A 13075-nucleotide genomic window follows, 5' to 3' on the forward strand; every position below is an offset into this window, starting at 1 on the left:
CGCATGCGCGCCCTACCACCAGCGCCTTGGTGCGAAGTCTCCGCCCGCGCTCTTTTCGATGACACGCGCCGCGGCGAATAGGGTCTCCTCGTCGAACGGCTTGCCGATCAGTTGCAGGCCTAGTGGCAGGCCTTTGCTGTCCTTGCCGGCCGGAACGGCGATACCGGGCAACCCCGCCATGTTCACCGTCACGGTGAAGATGTCATTGAGGTACATCTTAACCGGGTCATTCGCCATGTCTTCATCACCGATACCGAACGCGGCGGAGGGCGTTGCCGGCGTGAGGATGGCGTCCACGCCGCCGTTGAATACGTCCTCGAAGTCCCGCTTGATCAGCGTGCGGACTTTTTGAGCGCGCACATAGTAGGCGTCATAGTAACCGGCCGAGAGCACATAGGTCCCGATCATGATGCGGCGCTTCACTTCGCGCCCGAACCCGGCGGCGCGGGTCAGCTCGTACATGTCGGTGATGTCCTTGCCGCTAACGCGTAGGCCATATTTCACACCGTCATATCGAGCGAGATTGGACGAGGCTTCGGCAGGCGCTACGATGTAGTAGGCCGGCAGGGCGTATTTGGTGTGCGGCAAGGAGATATCCTGGACTGTCGCGCCCTCGGCCTTGAGCCATTCTAGGCCCTCCTGCCAAAGTTTCTCGATCTCCGCCGGCATGCCATCCATGCGGTATTCCCGCGGGACACCGATCGTCAGGCCCTTGACGCCCCGCTCGACCGCAGCGGCGAAGTCCGGTACCGGCATATCGACGCTGGTAGAATCCTTGGGGTCAAAACCCGACATGGAGGTCATCATCAGCGCCGCATCCTCGACAGAGCGCGCGATCGGCCCCGCCTGGTCAAGCGAGGAGGCAAAGGCGACCACACCCCAGCGCGAGCAGCGACCATAGGTGGGTTTGATCCCAACAGTACCAGTCAGAGCTGCCGGCTGCCGGATCGAGCCGCCTGTGTCCGTTGCCGTCGCACCCGCACACAGCCAGGCGGCAACGGCGGATGCCGAACCGCCCGAGGAACCACCCGGCACCAGATTGGCATTGCTACCGTCGGCCCGGAAGGGGTTGATCACCGGGCCGTAATAGCTCGTCTCGTTGGACGACCCCATGGCGAATTCATCCATGTTGAGCTTGCCCAACATGACGGCGCCATCGCGCCAGAGATTGCTCGTGACGGTAGACTCATATTCCGGCTTGAAACCGTTGAGGATGTGGCTGGCTGCCTGGGTATGCACACCCTTGGTGCCGAACAGATCCTTGATGCCGACCGGAATGCCTTCAAGAAGACCGGCTTCCCCCTTGCCGAGCTTTTCGTCGCTGGCCTTGGCCATCTCCGTAGCTTGGTCGGCAGTGACCGCCACATAGGCGTTGAGGGCCGGATTACCTGCTTCGATTGCCGTCAGATAGGCGCCAGTGAGCTCGGCAGCCGTGAAGTCCTTGGCGGCCAGTCCCTTGCGGGCTTCGGCGATGGTGAGTTTGGTTAGGTCGGTCAAATCAGTCACTTTCCTTGTGCGTTAGCGCCAGGATGCGAATAGGTTATGCGGGTTCAGCGGGGGCTTCGAGAGGCATCTCGAAGAAGGCCGACCACTCGCTGTCGGGGTAATCGAGGAAGGGGCCGCGCGGGCGAAATCCGCTGCGGGTGTAGAGCCGATGGGCCCCCGCAAAGCCGTCGCCGGTACCCGTTTCGAGCATCAACATCGCCATCCCCTTTTCGCGAGCCAGCGCGACGATTGAGGCAAGAAGAGCCGAGCCTACCCGCTGTCCTCTTACGTGTGGGTCGGTGAACATGCGCTTCACCTCCCCCAGGTCGGCTGAGTGTACCTTAAGCGCTCCAATGCCGACAGCAGCTCCAGCTTCATCCCGGGCGACGAACACCGTGGTGTCTTCGCCGGCCATCTGCTCCACCGTCATCTTGAACTGGAATTCAGGTGGCGAAAGCGGCAGGAGGTGCTCGTTCAATGCCGCCACGAGCCGGCGAACATCGTCCTGCAGCGGGGCTTCAATGGCAACAGAGATGGCCATCTACTCGACCACCTTGGGCACCATGAAGAAGTTGTCCTCACTCAGTGGGGCGTTGCTGACGATCTTGTCGGCATAGCTGCCATCGGAAATGACATCGTCACGACGACGGAGCGTCATCGGCATCACCGAGGTCATCGGCTCAACGCCCGACACATCAACCTCATCAAGCTGCTCGACGAAGCCGAGAATCGCATTCAGCTCTTCCTGGTAGCCGGCGACTTCGTCCTCCTCGATGCGAATACGGGCAAGGCGGCCGATACGCTTGACGGTGCTGGCGTCGACGGACATGAGGCTGAACTCCGGATAGGCGTCTTGTTTGCGGGCGTTATTAACAACCGCGACCGGCAAAAGACAATGGGAATGGCTATCCAGCTCAGACTTCTACCGCCATGCTCCGTTCCAGCGCCACCAAGCCAGTGCCATCGAGCCTCTCGCGCAGGACCGCAAAAGCTTGCTCAACAGCTTCATCATCCCCGGCCAGAGCGATCAACCGAGGTACCGCCCCCTCAAGCAGGCTCTTGCCGAGATGGATCAACTCCGAGTCGGTCCCAAAAAGCACGGCCACGGAGCCGCTCGCCCAACGCCCCAAACGACCAGGCGCCTCTTGCAACAAGAGCAAAGGCGCTTCATCCGCTGCATCGATCAAAACGGCCCCGCGACCACCGCCCCAAGCCTGAACCCCGGCGCCCTCCTCGCTGTCGATGAGCCGTTGAGCCGGCCGCCTTCGCCATGCTTCGAGGTTGACCTGCGCCAGGCTCTCGCCAAACCCGTCAATGATCTGATCCGCGCCTGAAACAAGTTCAGTAGCGTCGATATCAGCCATCGCTCGTGCATTCAGCACCACAATGGCACCACCGATATGGATGCGCAGGGTCGTCCCGCCGAACCAGGTAAGTTTCACGACACGTCCGTCAACTCGCCCTACGTTGGTGTTCCAACAAATAGCGGGTCGCCAATGCGATCGACGGAGGAATGGCCCTGTCCTTGCGGTAGTCGGCAACCACCCGCCTTGCTATTCCGAGTCGCGCAGCCATCCCGTCCAAACTCAGCCTCAGATCGTCCATCGCCTGCCGAAACTCGTCATTGCGCATTGTGACGGGAGCGAGCTCTTCGATCCAAACAGCAGAGAGTTCTTGCCCATCGGGCCACATCAGCGCGTCCCCACGCTCGCGAACCCTGAAAGAAGCAAACAGTTCCGGGTTGTCGCGTAAGGCGACGAAATGCCTGTGGCTCATGATCGCCGGGCGCAGATCGACTATCTCGACCTTTCCGCCTTCCCATTCGACAGAGACTTTCATCTCCCCAGCAAACCGGGCACTGCGAATACGCGGTAATGGCCCGCCGATTTCGACGAAGTCATCTTCTGGAGTTAGTTCGATTCCATTCATTCTCAAGAAGCTCCAGGTTCTGACGCGCCCAATTCAGGGCAGTCTGAAGGTCCTTCCTTCTCATGCGGCCGTTCAAAACACGCAGATCAGCAAGGCTGACGGACACCTCACCATCGGGGGCCGAGATATGGAATGCGGCGGCCGATGGTCATCCGCATAAATCCGGATATGCACTGCACCTAATTCCACTATGGTAGGCATCTTACCCCCTCGAATAGTGCGCCACACGCACTTTCTCAGATGCCGTCGCAGATTTTAATTAGTAGAACTACTTAGCCGCTAAACCGAGTGCTTAAGCGATCATACCAGGAGTCTTTTGCAACTAGGTTCACTGTATGTTCTGCATGCCTCAATGTCAAGGACCTGTATGTCGAACGATCTGAGCAATCCCCTCGAGGCCATCCCTGCCACCGGCAAGATACTGGGCCTAGATCTCGGTACGAAGACCATCGGGGTCGCGGTGTCAGATGCTATGCGCTACTCGGCGACGCCGCTCGAGACGATCAAGCGCACCAAGTTCACCCAGGACGCAGAACGCTTGGAACAACTGATCGCCTCGAATCACGTCGTTGCAATCATCCTGGGCCTGCCTCTCAACATGGATGGCTCCGAAGGGCCTCGAGTGCAGTCTACGCGGGCATTCGCGCGCAACCTTGCTCAGAGAGTAGCTCTGCCGATCGCCTTTTGGGATGAGCGCCTTTCCACCAGTGCCGTTACCCGGATGATGATCGAAGCTGACCTGCGCCGCGACCGGCGGGCCGAGGTCGTCGACAAGTTGGCGGCCAGCTACATTCTCCAGGGCGCTCTGGACCGGCTCCGGCGGGGATAATCGCTGGGCAGAGTTGAATTGCGCTCTCGCCTCCGCTAGACCGCAGCAAATCTCCAGAAGGATGTGGAGCTTATGGCTCAGGATAGCGCCGAACAGGCCGCTTCGTCCGCCGGTTCGTCCGGCGATTTCCCTCCTTTTCGGCAGCGTCACCTGCTTTCCATCGCCGACCTGCAGCAGCATGAGATCATCGACCTGCTTGATCGGGCCGAGCGTATGGTGCCGGTCAGCCGGCAGGAGCGGAAATTGCATCCGACGCTAGCTGGCAAGACCCAGATCAACCTTTTCTTCGAGCCGTCGACCCGCACCCAGTCGTCATTTGAAATTGCCGGCAAGCGCCTCGGCGCACTCGTGGTCAATATGTCGGTCAAGACCAGTTCGGTGTCCAAGGGCGAAACCCTGATCGACACTGCGGCTACCCTCAACGCCATGCGCCCGGACGTGCTGGTGGTCCGCCACTCTGCCGCGGGCGCCGTGGAACTCTTGAGCCAGAAAGTCGGATGCTCGGTGGTCAATGCTGGAGATGGGGCTCACGAGCACCCCACCCAGGCGCTGCTCGATGCCCTCACGATCCGCAATCACAAGGGACGCCTCGGCGGTCTTACCGTGGCCATTTGCGGGGACATCGCTAATTCCCGGGTGGCCCGCTCTAATCTCCTGCTCCTGGGCGCGCTTCATGTGCGAACCCGGGTGATCGCCCCTCGTAATCTCCTGCCGGCAGGCATTGAACATCTGGCCACCGAAGTCTTCACCGACATGAACGAGGGACTGAAAGGCGTCGACGTGGTGATGATGCTTCGCCTGCAACACGAGCGCGCCAACGGCAAGATGATCCCGTCGATTCGCGAGTACTACCGGTTCTTTGGCCTTGATGCTGAAAAGCTCGCCTGCGCCAAGCCGGAGGCCATCGTTATGCATCCAGGTCCGATGAATAGAGGCGTCGAAATCGATCCCGCAATTGCCGACGGCCCGCGCTCGGTGATCACCGATCAGGTCGAGATGGGCGTCGCCGTCCGGATGGCCGTGCTGGACGCTTTGTTGTCCCAGGGAGCAGCAGCATGATGCGCCCCCTTCTTGTTGAAAATGCCCGAGTGGTCGACCCAGCTTCGGGGACCGACGCCAGGGGCGCTGTACTAGTCGAGAGCGGCAGCATCAGCGATATCGCCCTGAACGGACCGGTTGGGGTGCCCGACGGCGCCGAAGTTGTTGACGCCGCAGGCCATGTTCTCTCGCCTGGCCTCATCGACATGCGCGTCTTTACGGGCGAGCCCGGCAAAGAATATCGGGAAACCTTCCAGTCCGCGGGCGAAGCTGCCGCTGCCGGTGGCGTCACCAGCTTCGTGATGATGCCCGACACCGTGCCGACCGTCGACGACGGGGCTCTCGTCGACTTCCTCATCCGTCGCGCCCAAGTGACGAGCAAGGTCAACGTCTTACCCGCCGCTGCCCTTACTAAGGGTCTCGCCGGTCAGGAGCTCACCGAATTCGGACTCCTCAAGGAAGCGGGCGCGGTGTGCCTCACCGACGGGCGGGAATCTATTCAGTCGACCGCCCTACTCCGGGCCGCGATGAGCTACGCAGCCAACTTCGACATGACGATAGTGCATCACCTGTCGGAGCGTGGGCTGACTGGTGAAGGGGTCATGAACGAGGGCTTGTTCGCCACTGTGCTTGGTCTCAAAGGCATTCCGCGGGAAGCCGAGACTATTCCCCTCGGCAGGGATCTGCAGCTGGCTGCGCTCACAGGGGTGAAATATCACGCGGCTCAAATCTCCTGCAGCGCATCGGTCGAACTCGTCGCCGCCGCCAAGAAGCGCAACCGGATGGTTACCGCAGGGGTGTCGATCAACAATCTTGCGCTGAACGAGAACGACATCGGACGCTACCGCACCTTCTTCAAATTGTCGCCGCCACTGCGGGCCGAATACGATCGCCAGGCGGTCATCGAAGGACTGCGTAACGGCACGATCGACACCATCCACTCCGATCATGATCCGCAGGACGCCGAGGTCAAGCGCCAGCCATTTGCTGAGGCTTCGATTGGCGCGATCGGGCTCGAGACCCTGCTTGCAGCGGCACTTCGCCTGGTTCATTCCGGCGATGTGGACCTGCTGACTGTTCTTCGTGCAATGACCAGTCGACCAGCCGAAATCCTCCGTCTCCCCTCCGGCCGCATCACCCGGGGGGCTCCGGCCGACCTCATCCTCTTTGATCCCGACTATCCCTGGCAGGTCGCGGAGCACAAAATCCGTTCACGGTCCCGCAATACCAGCTTTGAAGGTGCGCGGCTTGCTGGCAAAGTGATGCGGACCATCGTGGGTGGCAAAACTGTCCACATCCACACCGAGGAAGACTGATCGATGTACGCCAATCTGCTCCTTGCCGCCGTCCTCGGCTATTTCTGCGGCTCAATTCCATTTGGTCTGCTGCTGACCCGTGCTGCCGGGATGGGCGATATCCGCGCCATCGGCTCAGGCAATATCGGGGCCACCAATGTGCTGCGGACCGGCAATCGCTGGCTGGCTTTCTTCACCCTTCTGCTCGACGCCGCAAAAGCTGCTCTGCCCATCCTGGTCGCGCGTGCGTTCTGGGGTGAGGAGGCTGCTATGGTGGCAGCCGTAGCGGCCTTCCTCGGCCACTGCTTTCCGGCGTGGCTCGGCTTCAAGGGTGGCAAGGGTGTCGCCGTGTTTATCGGTTCGCTCCTTGCACTCTCCTGGCCGGTCGGTCTCATCTTCTGCGCGGTCTGGCTGCTGATTGCCTTTACCCGCAAGCTCTCCTCCCTGGCAGCGCTCACCGCAGCCACGACGGCGCCGATCTTTGCCTATGTCATCGTAGGGGAATGGCTGGCCGGCACCGCGGCGATCATGGCGGTGCTCCTCTTTATCCAGCACCGCGAGAACATCAGTCGCTTGATGGCGGGAACTGAGCCCACCATCGGCTCCGGCAAGAAGGCCTAATCCCATGAGCCAGAGGGGCGCAGAGCAAGTTCTGTCGCCCACCCGCCGTGTTGCCTGGCTGCGGTTGCTCCGCACCGACAATGTCGGGCCAGTCACTTTCCGGCAGTTGCTCAGCCGCTTCGGCTCCGCTGAGGCTGCGCTAGATGCCCTTCCCGATCTTCTCCGGCGCACAGGTAAACTCTCTCGCATAACGACCCAAGCCCAGGCGGAGGATGAAATTACCGGTCTGACCCGCTATGGCGCGCGCCTGGTCGCCACCGGCGAGCCGGACTATCCGGACCTGCTCAATCACATTCACGCCGGCCCGCCATTGGTCACGCTGGTCGGTGGCGAAAACCTTGATTGGCACCGAACTGTCGGGATCGTGGGGGCTCGTAACGCCTCTTCGGCGGGCATCAAGATGACCCGGCTGCTATCCACCGAACTGGGGGAGCGCCGCTATACGATCATTTCCGGTTTGGCGCGCGGCATTGATGCCGCTGCCCATCGGGCCAGCCTTGCCACCGGCACAATCGCCGTGCTGGCTGGTGGGCTCGACAGGATCTACCCCGACGAGAACGTTCCGCTTGCGCAAGAGATTGTGGACAATGGCGGCGCGCTCATCACCGAAATGCCGCTGGGCTGGGAGCCCCGCGCGCGCGACTTCCCCAGGCGTAACCGACTAGTTTCCGGTCTGTCGTTGGGAATTGTCGTGGTGGAGGCGGCCAAGCGGTCTGGCTCCCTGATCACCGCTCGACTGGCTCTTGAACAAAACCGCGACGTCTTCGCCGTTCCCGGGTCGCCGCTCGATCCTCGCGCCGAGGGCGGCAACGCGCTGATCCAACAGGGTGCTAAGCTCATCACCTGCGCCGAAGACATCGTTGAGACCTTGGGCAGCGTCGATCCGAGACGCACGGCTCTCTTCGACCGGGAATGGTCGACCGATTTCGAGAGCGAGCCGCCGATCACGCTGAGCGACGACGAAAAGTCACGGCTCCTAGCCTCCCTCAGCTCGACACCGGTCGACGTCGACGAATTGATCGGCCAATCGGGCCTCTCCGCTTCGACCATGCAGATGCTGCTGCTGGAACTCGACCTGGCGGGCCAGATCGAGTGGTCCAGCGGGCAGCTTGTGGCCCTGCGCTATAGCTAGCGGCCACCCTCGATCTTGCGGTTGCGCTGGTTGATGCCACCCTCGCCATAGGGGTAATCGTCCATCTCCGGTTTGCTCGCGGCGTCGAGCTTGGCGATATCCTCGTGCGTCAGCATCAGTGATGCGGCGCCCAGATTGTCGGCCAACTGTTCGGTCGTCCGGGCGCCCAGGATAACCGAGGTTACCGCCGGCTGCGCGGCCACCCAGGCGAGCGCCACCTGTGCCATGCTGGCCTTGTGCACCTTGGCAATGTCTTCGACCGCGCCGATGACCTCCCAGGTCATCGGGTTGGAGTTGCGCTTGTCAAAAGCCTCCATGCCGCGCTTCGGATTTTCACCCAGCCGGGTTGCTCCTGTGGGCATCTGGTCACGCTTGTACTTCCCCGACAGCCAGCCCCCGCCCAATGGTGACCAAGGCAGAAGTCCGATACTGGAGTCCTGGCAGGCAGGCACAATCTCATGCTCGATGTCGCGGACCAGCAGATTGTATTGCGGCTGGAGCGTCACCGGCGGTTGATATCCATTCGCCCTGGCCATCCACACCGCCTTGGTCAATTGCCAGCCGAGGAAGTTCGAGAAGCCGTAGTAAGCGATCTTGCCGGCGGCGATGGCGTCATCAAGGAAGCGCAAGGTCTCGTCTATGGGCGTCAGCGCGTCCCAGCCGTGCATCTGATAAAGGTCGATCTGCTCGACATCGAGGCGTTGAAGCGAAGCGTCGAGCGCCTCACTGAGGTGCTTGCGCGAAAGGCCGAGGTGATTGGGTCCCTGCCCCATGGGAAAACGGCCCTTGGTGGCAATCACCAGATCGCGCAACTTCTTCCCCTTGAGCCAGCGACCGATGATCTCTTCGGAGACGCCGGCGGAATAAACGTCAGCTGTGTCGAGGAAATTGCCGCCCGCTTCGACATAGTCGTCCATGATCCGGAACGAGGTCGCCTCGTCGGCTTCCGAGCCAAAGGTCATTGTTCCCAAGCAGTATGCCGAAACGACTGCGCCGCTGTTGCCGAGCTTGCGGTATTCCATCTTCTCTTCTCCTCTTATCGCCGGTGAAAATAGCTCCCCTTCGGGGAGGGCCACAAGGGTAACGGCCAGCCCGTTGACAGGGTGCATCGGGTTCACCATGTTGCGCGACCTTAAGCTTAAGGCGTTGCGGAACAGGATACCCCATGAAGGTCGTCGTCGTTGAAAGTCCGGCTAAAGCCAAGACAATCAACAAATATTTGGGCAAGGACTATGAAGTCCTGGCCAGCTTCGGCCATATCCGGGATCTGCCGTCCAAGGACGGTTCGGTGCGTCCCGACGAAGATTTTGCCATGTCCTGGGAGGTCGACACCGCCGCCAAGAAGCGGGTCGCCGACATCGCCAATGCCCTCAAAAATGCTGACGGACTGATCCTCGCAACCGACCCGGATCGTGAGGGAGAAGCCATTTCCTGGCACATCATGGATGTGCTCCGGCAGAAGAAAGCGCTTAAGAAGGACACCCCCGTCCAGCGCGTGGTGTTCAACGCCATCACCAAGGATGCGGTGACCGCAGCCATGGCCAATCCCCGCGACATCGACATGCCGCTGGTGGATGCCTATCTCGCCCGCCGTGCGCTCGATTACCTTGTGGGCTTTACCTTGTCGCCCATTCTCTGGCGCAAGCTCCCCGGCTCACGCTCGGCAGGCCGCGTGCAGTCGGTGGCGTTGCGCCTTGTCTCGGAACGCGAATCCGAGATCGAAAGGTTCAAACCGGAGGAATACTGGTCCGTTGAGGCCAAGCTGGCCCAGCAGGGCAAGAGCTTTCTTGCGCGCCTGTTCTCGGTCGACGGCAAGCGGACAGACAAGCTCGACATCAAGACCGGCGAAGACGCGGCAGCGATCAAGCAGCTGATCGAAAAAGGCCAGTTCAACGTCACCAACGTTGAGAAGAAGCCGACCAAGCGCAATCCCTATGCGCCTTTCACCACCTCTTCGCTGCAGCAGGATGCGTCTTCGCGCGTCGGCTTCTCGCCGTCCCGGACCATGCAGATCGCACAGCGCCTCTACGAGGATGGCTTGATTACCTATATGCGAACCGACGGCGTGCAGATGGCGCCTGAGGCCATCGGCATGGCACGCTCCGTGATCGGCAAGTATTTCGGCGAAGAATACCTTCCCGAAAAAGCCCGTATCTACCAGACCAAGGCCAAGAACGCACAGGAAGCGCACGAGGCCATCCGCCCCACCGATATGTTCAAGCGGCCCGAGAACCTCAATCTCGATGCCGACCAGGCCAAGCTCTATGGGCTGATCTGGCGCCGCACCCTCGCCTCGCAGATGCGTTCTGCTGAGATCGATCGCACGACGGCGAGCATCGCGGTGAACGTGCCGGGCCGCACGGTGGAGCTGCGTGCAACCGGTTCGGTCGTCACCTTCCCCGGCTTTCTCACCCTTTATGGGGTCGAAGCGAAGTCGGACGACGACAACGAAGACGAGGAGAGCCGCGAATTGCCGCCGCTGGCCGTCGGCGACAAGCCGGACCTTCAGGGCGTCGACATCGAGCAGCACTTCACTCAGCCGCCTTCGCGCTACACCGAAGCCAGCCTGATCAAGAAGATGGAGGAGCTCGGCATCGGGCGCCCCTCGACCTATGCTGCGACGCTGACCACCCTTAAAGATCGCGACTATGTCCGGCTCGAGGGCAAAGCACTGCACCCCGAGGACCGCGGACGCATCGTCACGGCGTTTCTCGAGAGCTTCTTCAACCGCTATGTCGAATACGGCTTCACTGCTGGGCTCGAAGAACAGCTCGACGAGATTTCGGCCGGCAAGCTCGACTACAAACAGGTGCTGCGCGACTTCTGGCGCGACTTCACGGCCGCAACCGAGGAGATCAAGGACCTTCGCGTTTCCGAAGTCCTCGACGCGCTCAATGATTTGCTCGCTGACCACATCTTCCCGCCCAAGGCGGATGGCGGCGATCCACGCCGTTGCCCCACCTGCGGCACCGGCACCCTGTCGCTGAAGCTGGGCAAGTTCGGCGCTTTCATCGGCTGCTCGAACTATCCCGAGTGCAAGCACACCATGCAGCTCTCGGACGCGGCGACCGGGCAATCCAGCGAGGCAGCTCCGGGCGATGGTGTGCTCGGCACCGATCCGGAATCGGGCGAGGAAGTGCACCTCAAGACTGGCCGGTTCGGCCCATATGTTCAGCTCGGCGATAGCAAGGAGCCCAAAAGATCTTCCCTGCCCCGCGGCTGGGAGGCGACGACGCTTACGCTCGAAAAAGCGCTCCAGCTGCTTTCGCTTCCGCGCGAAGTGGGTCTCCACCCAGAGAGTGGGCAGCCTATAACCGCCGGTATCGGTCGTTATGGTCCGTTCATCCTCCACGACGGCAAATATGCAAACCTGCCTGACGTGGAGGAAGTCTTCACGGTTGGGATCAACCGCGCCGTTGATCTCATCGCGCAGAAAGCTGCTGGCGGTTTTAGCCGCGGCAAGGGTGCGATCCCCGCTGCCATCCAGACATTCGAGCATGACAACGGATCGGTCACTGTGCGCGCCGGCCGCTATGGTCCTTATGTCAATCAGGGCAAGGTCAACGCCACCATCCCCAAGGACGTAAAGCCCGAGGATGTGACGCTGGCGCAGGCTCTCGAATGGATCGCGGCGCGTGCCGAGGCAACCGGCACCAAGATCAAGAAAGCTCCCGCCAAAAAAGCAGCCGCGAAAAAGCCTGCAGCCAAGAAGGCTGCGCCGAAAAAGGCGACCACTGCCAAGAAAGCTGCTCCGAAGAAGAAGACTGCCGCTGACGAGGATATCCCCTTCTAGGGAGGGATCAGGCGATCACCTGAGCCACTTCCCAGATGTGCCCGGACGGATCTGCGAAAGCGGCCGTCCTGCGCCCCCATGGTCGGTCAATCGGGCCGTTGAGCAGCGCAACACCAGCCTTGGCGAGCTCATTGCAAACGGCGTCGACATCGTCGACGCGGACCGTCAACAGCATGCTGGCTCCGGCCTTGGCTGAGGCGATACCAGCTGGTTCGACAAGCGCCGGCGCTTCTTCGACCGCCAGGAGGTTCACCATGGTGCCGGAGAGGTCAATCACCGCCGAAACCTCGTCCTCAAAAACAATATCGGCTGAAAAGATGCGACGGTAGAAGTCTTTGGATCCCACGATGTCATTCACGAACAGGGTGATGACCTCGATCTGATTGGGTAGCATGCTGATCCTCCCCTCGGCGTAGCGCTCAACCGGAGGGTACTCGCCGAAACTGTCTACGCAAAGCCGTAGCATGAGCATTGTACATCGCTCCCTACGCTGCACCGGGAACCCCCACCCGGCCTCCCCCTGGGAGGGGGAGGTGAAGGGGAGCACCGGCACTGCGGCAAGCTCGATTGGTTCCTCCCCCTCCCAGGGGGAGGCTAGGTGGGGGTTTCTACCCCATCACCTAATCTATCCACCTATCCACCTATCCACCTATCCCCATCCCCTAAACGTCAGCTACACTCCCTCCATTCCCCCGCAGGAGCGGCGCTGCAGCGAACAGACAGGCGGGTGGAACCACGGGACTTCGGGGAGATCGCCCCCGGAGTGGGTCCGAGCGGTGTTGGCCGGATATACGCCTCTCCCTGCCTGTTTTGGGGAGACGCAACACCAGCTGGTCCGGCAAATCCCGGCTAACCCCGAGGCGAAGTCGTCTCACCTACTACCAATCGCACGAGGCGGCGTCGCCTCGGGGTCCGCTCCACTTCGCGCAACCGGCGGAACCAAGTTCCGGCGG

Annotated in this window: 14 protein-coding genes; 6 read left to right on the plus strand and 8 right to left on the minus strand. The window is 61.3% G+C overall.

What is annotated here, in order from left to right:
* Window positions 1–12: 12 nt before the first annotated feature.
* The 6 genes from gatA to QOV41_RS19745 all read right to left on the minus strand — a co-directional run bounded on the left by gatA (window position 13) and on the right by QOV41_RS19745 (window position 3520).
* Window positions 13–1497: an Asp-tRNA(Asn)/Glu-tRNA(Gln) amidotransferase subunit GatA gene (gatA, locus tag QOV41_RS11255; protein WP_284576625.1), complete on the minus strand. Its 1485-nt coding sequence runs from the start codon at window positions 1495–1497 to the stop codon at window positions 13–15.
* A 43-nt stretch (window positions 1498–1540) separates the two neighbouring features.
* Entirely contained in the window at window positions 1541–2026 is a 486-nt protein-coding gene (locus QOV41_RS11260) for a GNAT family N-acetyltransferase (protein WP_284576626.1), read from the minus strand.
* Entirely contained in the window at window positions 2027–2314 is a 288-nt protein-coding gene (gatC, locus tag QOV41_RS11265; protein WP_284576627.1) for an Asp-tRNA(Asn)/Glu-tRNA(Gln) amidotransferase subunit GatC, read from the minus strand.
* Between the two features lie 85 nt (window positions 2315–2399).
* On the minus strand, window positions 2400–2927 hold the full coding sequence (locus QOV41_RS11270) for a hypothetical protein (protein WP_284576628.1): 528 nt from the start codon (window positions 2925–2927) through the stop codon (window positions 2400–2402).
* Between the two features lie 10 nt (window positions 2928–2937).
* A complete protein-coding gene (locus QOV41_RS11275) occupies window positions 2938–3414 on the minus strand; it encodes a DUF2442 domain-containing protein (RefSeq protein ID WP_284576630.1) in 477 nt (158 codons plus the stop codon).
* A complete protein-coding gene (locus QOV41_RS19745; protein WP_350149795.1) occupies window positions 3383–3520 on the minus strand; it encodes a DUF4160 domain-containing protein in 138 nt (45 codons plus the stop codon). Before QOV41_RS19745 ends, QOV41_RS11275 begins: the two co-directional genes overlap by 32 nt.
* A 261-nt stretch (window positions 3521–3781) precedes the next feature.
* On the opposite strand from QOV41_RS19745, the gene ruvX reads away from it, so the two are divergent.
* The 5 genes from ruvX (at window position 3782) to dprA (ending at window position 8329) form a co-directional block, all read left to right on the plus strand.
* Window positions 3782–4243, plus strand: a complete 462-nt coding sequence (gene ruvX, locus QOV41_RS11280; protein ID WP_284576632.1) for a Holliday junction resolvase RuvX — start codon at window positions 3782–3784, stop codon at window positions 4241–4243.
* A gap of 72 nt (window positions 4244–4315) precedes the next feature.
* Window positions 4316–5302, plus strand: coding sequence for an aspartate carbamoyltransferase catalytic subunit (locus QOV41_RS11285; RefSeq protein ID WP_284576634.1), 987 nt, complete (start codon window positions 4316–4318; stop codon window positions 5300–5302).
* Window positions 5302–6597: a dihydroorotase gene (gene pyrC, locus QOV41_RS11290; RefSeq protein ID WP_284581284.1), complete on the plus strand. Its 1296-nt coding sequence runs from the start codon at window positions 5302–5304 to the stop codon at window positions 6595–6597. Before QOV41_RS11285 ends, pyrC begins: the two co-directional genes overlap by 1 nt.
* A 3-nt stretch (window positions 6598–6600) precedes the next feature.
* Window positions 6601–7197 (plus strand): glycerol-3-phosphate 1-O-acyltransferase PlsY, encoded by a 597-nt coding sequence (gene plsY / locus QOV41_RS11295; protein WP_284576636.1) that lies wholly within the window; start codon window positions 6601–6603, stop codon window positions 7195–7197.
* A gap of 4 nt (window positions 7198–7201) precedes the next feature.
* On the plus strand, window positions 7202–8329 hold the full coding sequence (gene dprA, locus QOV41_RS11300) for a DNA-processing protein DprA (RefSeq protein WP_284576638.1): 1128 nt from the start codon (window positions 7202–7204) through the stop codon (window positions 8327–8329).
* On the opposite strand, the gene QOV41_RS11305 is transcribed toward dprA, so the two are convergent.
* The gene (locus tag QOV41_RS11305; RefSeq protein WP_284581286.1) at window positions 8326–9351 is read right to left on the minus strand and encodes an aldo/keto reductase; all 1026 of its coding nucleotides are present in this window, start codon (window positions 9349–9351) and stop codon (window positions 8326–8328) included. The two genes, dprA and QOV41_RS11305, sit on opposite strands and share 4 nt — an antisense overlap.
* A 143-nt stretch (window positions 9352–9494) precedes the next feature.
* Between QOV41_RS11305 and topA the strand changes: the two genes are divergently transcribed.
* Window positions 9495–12122 carry a type I DNA topoisomerase gene (gene topA / locus QOV41_RS11310; protein ID WP_284576640.1) on the plus strand — a complete coding sequence of 876 codons (2628 nt, stop codon included), beginning with the start codon at window positions 9495–9497 and terminating at the stop codon, window positions 12120–12122.
* A 7-nt stretch (window positions 12123–12129) separates the two neighbouring features.
* On the opposite strand, the gene QOV41_RS11315 is transcribed toward topA, so the two are convergent.
* A complete protein-coding gene (locus QOV41_RS11315; protein WP_284576641.1) occupies window positions 12130–12516 on the minus strand; it encodes a VOC family protein in 387 nt (128 codons plus the stop codon).
* Window positions 12517–13075: the final 559 nt, after the last annotated feature.

The sequence above is a fragment of the Devosia sp. RR2S18 genome (genome assembly GCF_030177755.1).
Taxonomy (GTDB): domain Bacteria; phylum Pseudomonadota; class Alphaproteobacteria; order Rhizobiales; family Devosiaceae; genus Devosia; species Devosia rhizosphaerae.

Bases quoted from the DNA above. Each gene is read 5' to 3' on its own strand.
- QOV41_RS11260 (WP_284576626.1), bottom strand. From the start codon at position 2,026: ATGGCCATCTCTGTTGCCATTGAAGCCCCGCTGCAGGACGATGTTCGC.
- gatC (WP_284576627.1), bottom strand. From the start codon at position 2,314: ATGTCCGTCGACGCCAGCACCGTCAAGCGTATCGGCCGCCTTGCCCGT.
- QOV41_RS11275 (WP_284576630.1), bottom strand. From the start codon at position 3,414: ATGAATGGAATCGAACTAACTCCAGAAGATGACTTCGTCGAAATCGGC.
- ruvX (WP_284576632.1), top strand. From the start codon at position 3,782: ATGTCGAACGATCTGAGCAATCCCCTCGAGGCCATCCCTGCCACCGGC.
- QOV41_RS11285 (WP_284576634.1), top strand. From the start codon at position 4,316: ATGGCTCAGGATAGCGCCGAACAGGCCGCTTCGTCCGCCGGTTCGTCC.
- pyrC (WP_284581284.1), top strand. From the start codon at position 5,302: ATGCGCCCCCTTCTTGTTGAAAATGCCCGAGTGGTCGACCCAGCTTCG.
- plsY (WP_284576636.1), top strand. From the start codon at position 6,601: ATGTACGCCAATCTGCTCCTTGCCGCCGTCCTCGGCTATTTCTGCGGC.
- dprA (WP_284576638.1), top strand. From the start codon at position 7,202: ATGAGCCAGAGGGGCGCAGAGCAAGTTCTGTCGCCCACCCGCCGTGTT.
- QOV41_RS11305 (WP_284581286.1), bottom strand. From the start codon at position 9,351: ATGGAATACCGCAAGCTCGGCAACAGCGGCGCAGTCGTTTCGGCATAC.
- topA (WP_284576640.1), top strand. From the start codon at position 9,495: ATGAAGGTCGTCGTCGTTGAAAGTCCGGCTAAAGCCAAGACAATCAAC.
- QOV41_RS11315 (WP_284576641.1), bottom strand. From the start codon at position 12,516: ATGCTACCCAATCAGATCGAGGTCATCACCCTGTTCGTGAATGACATC.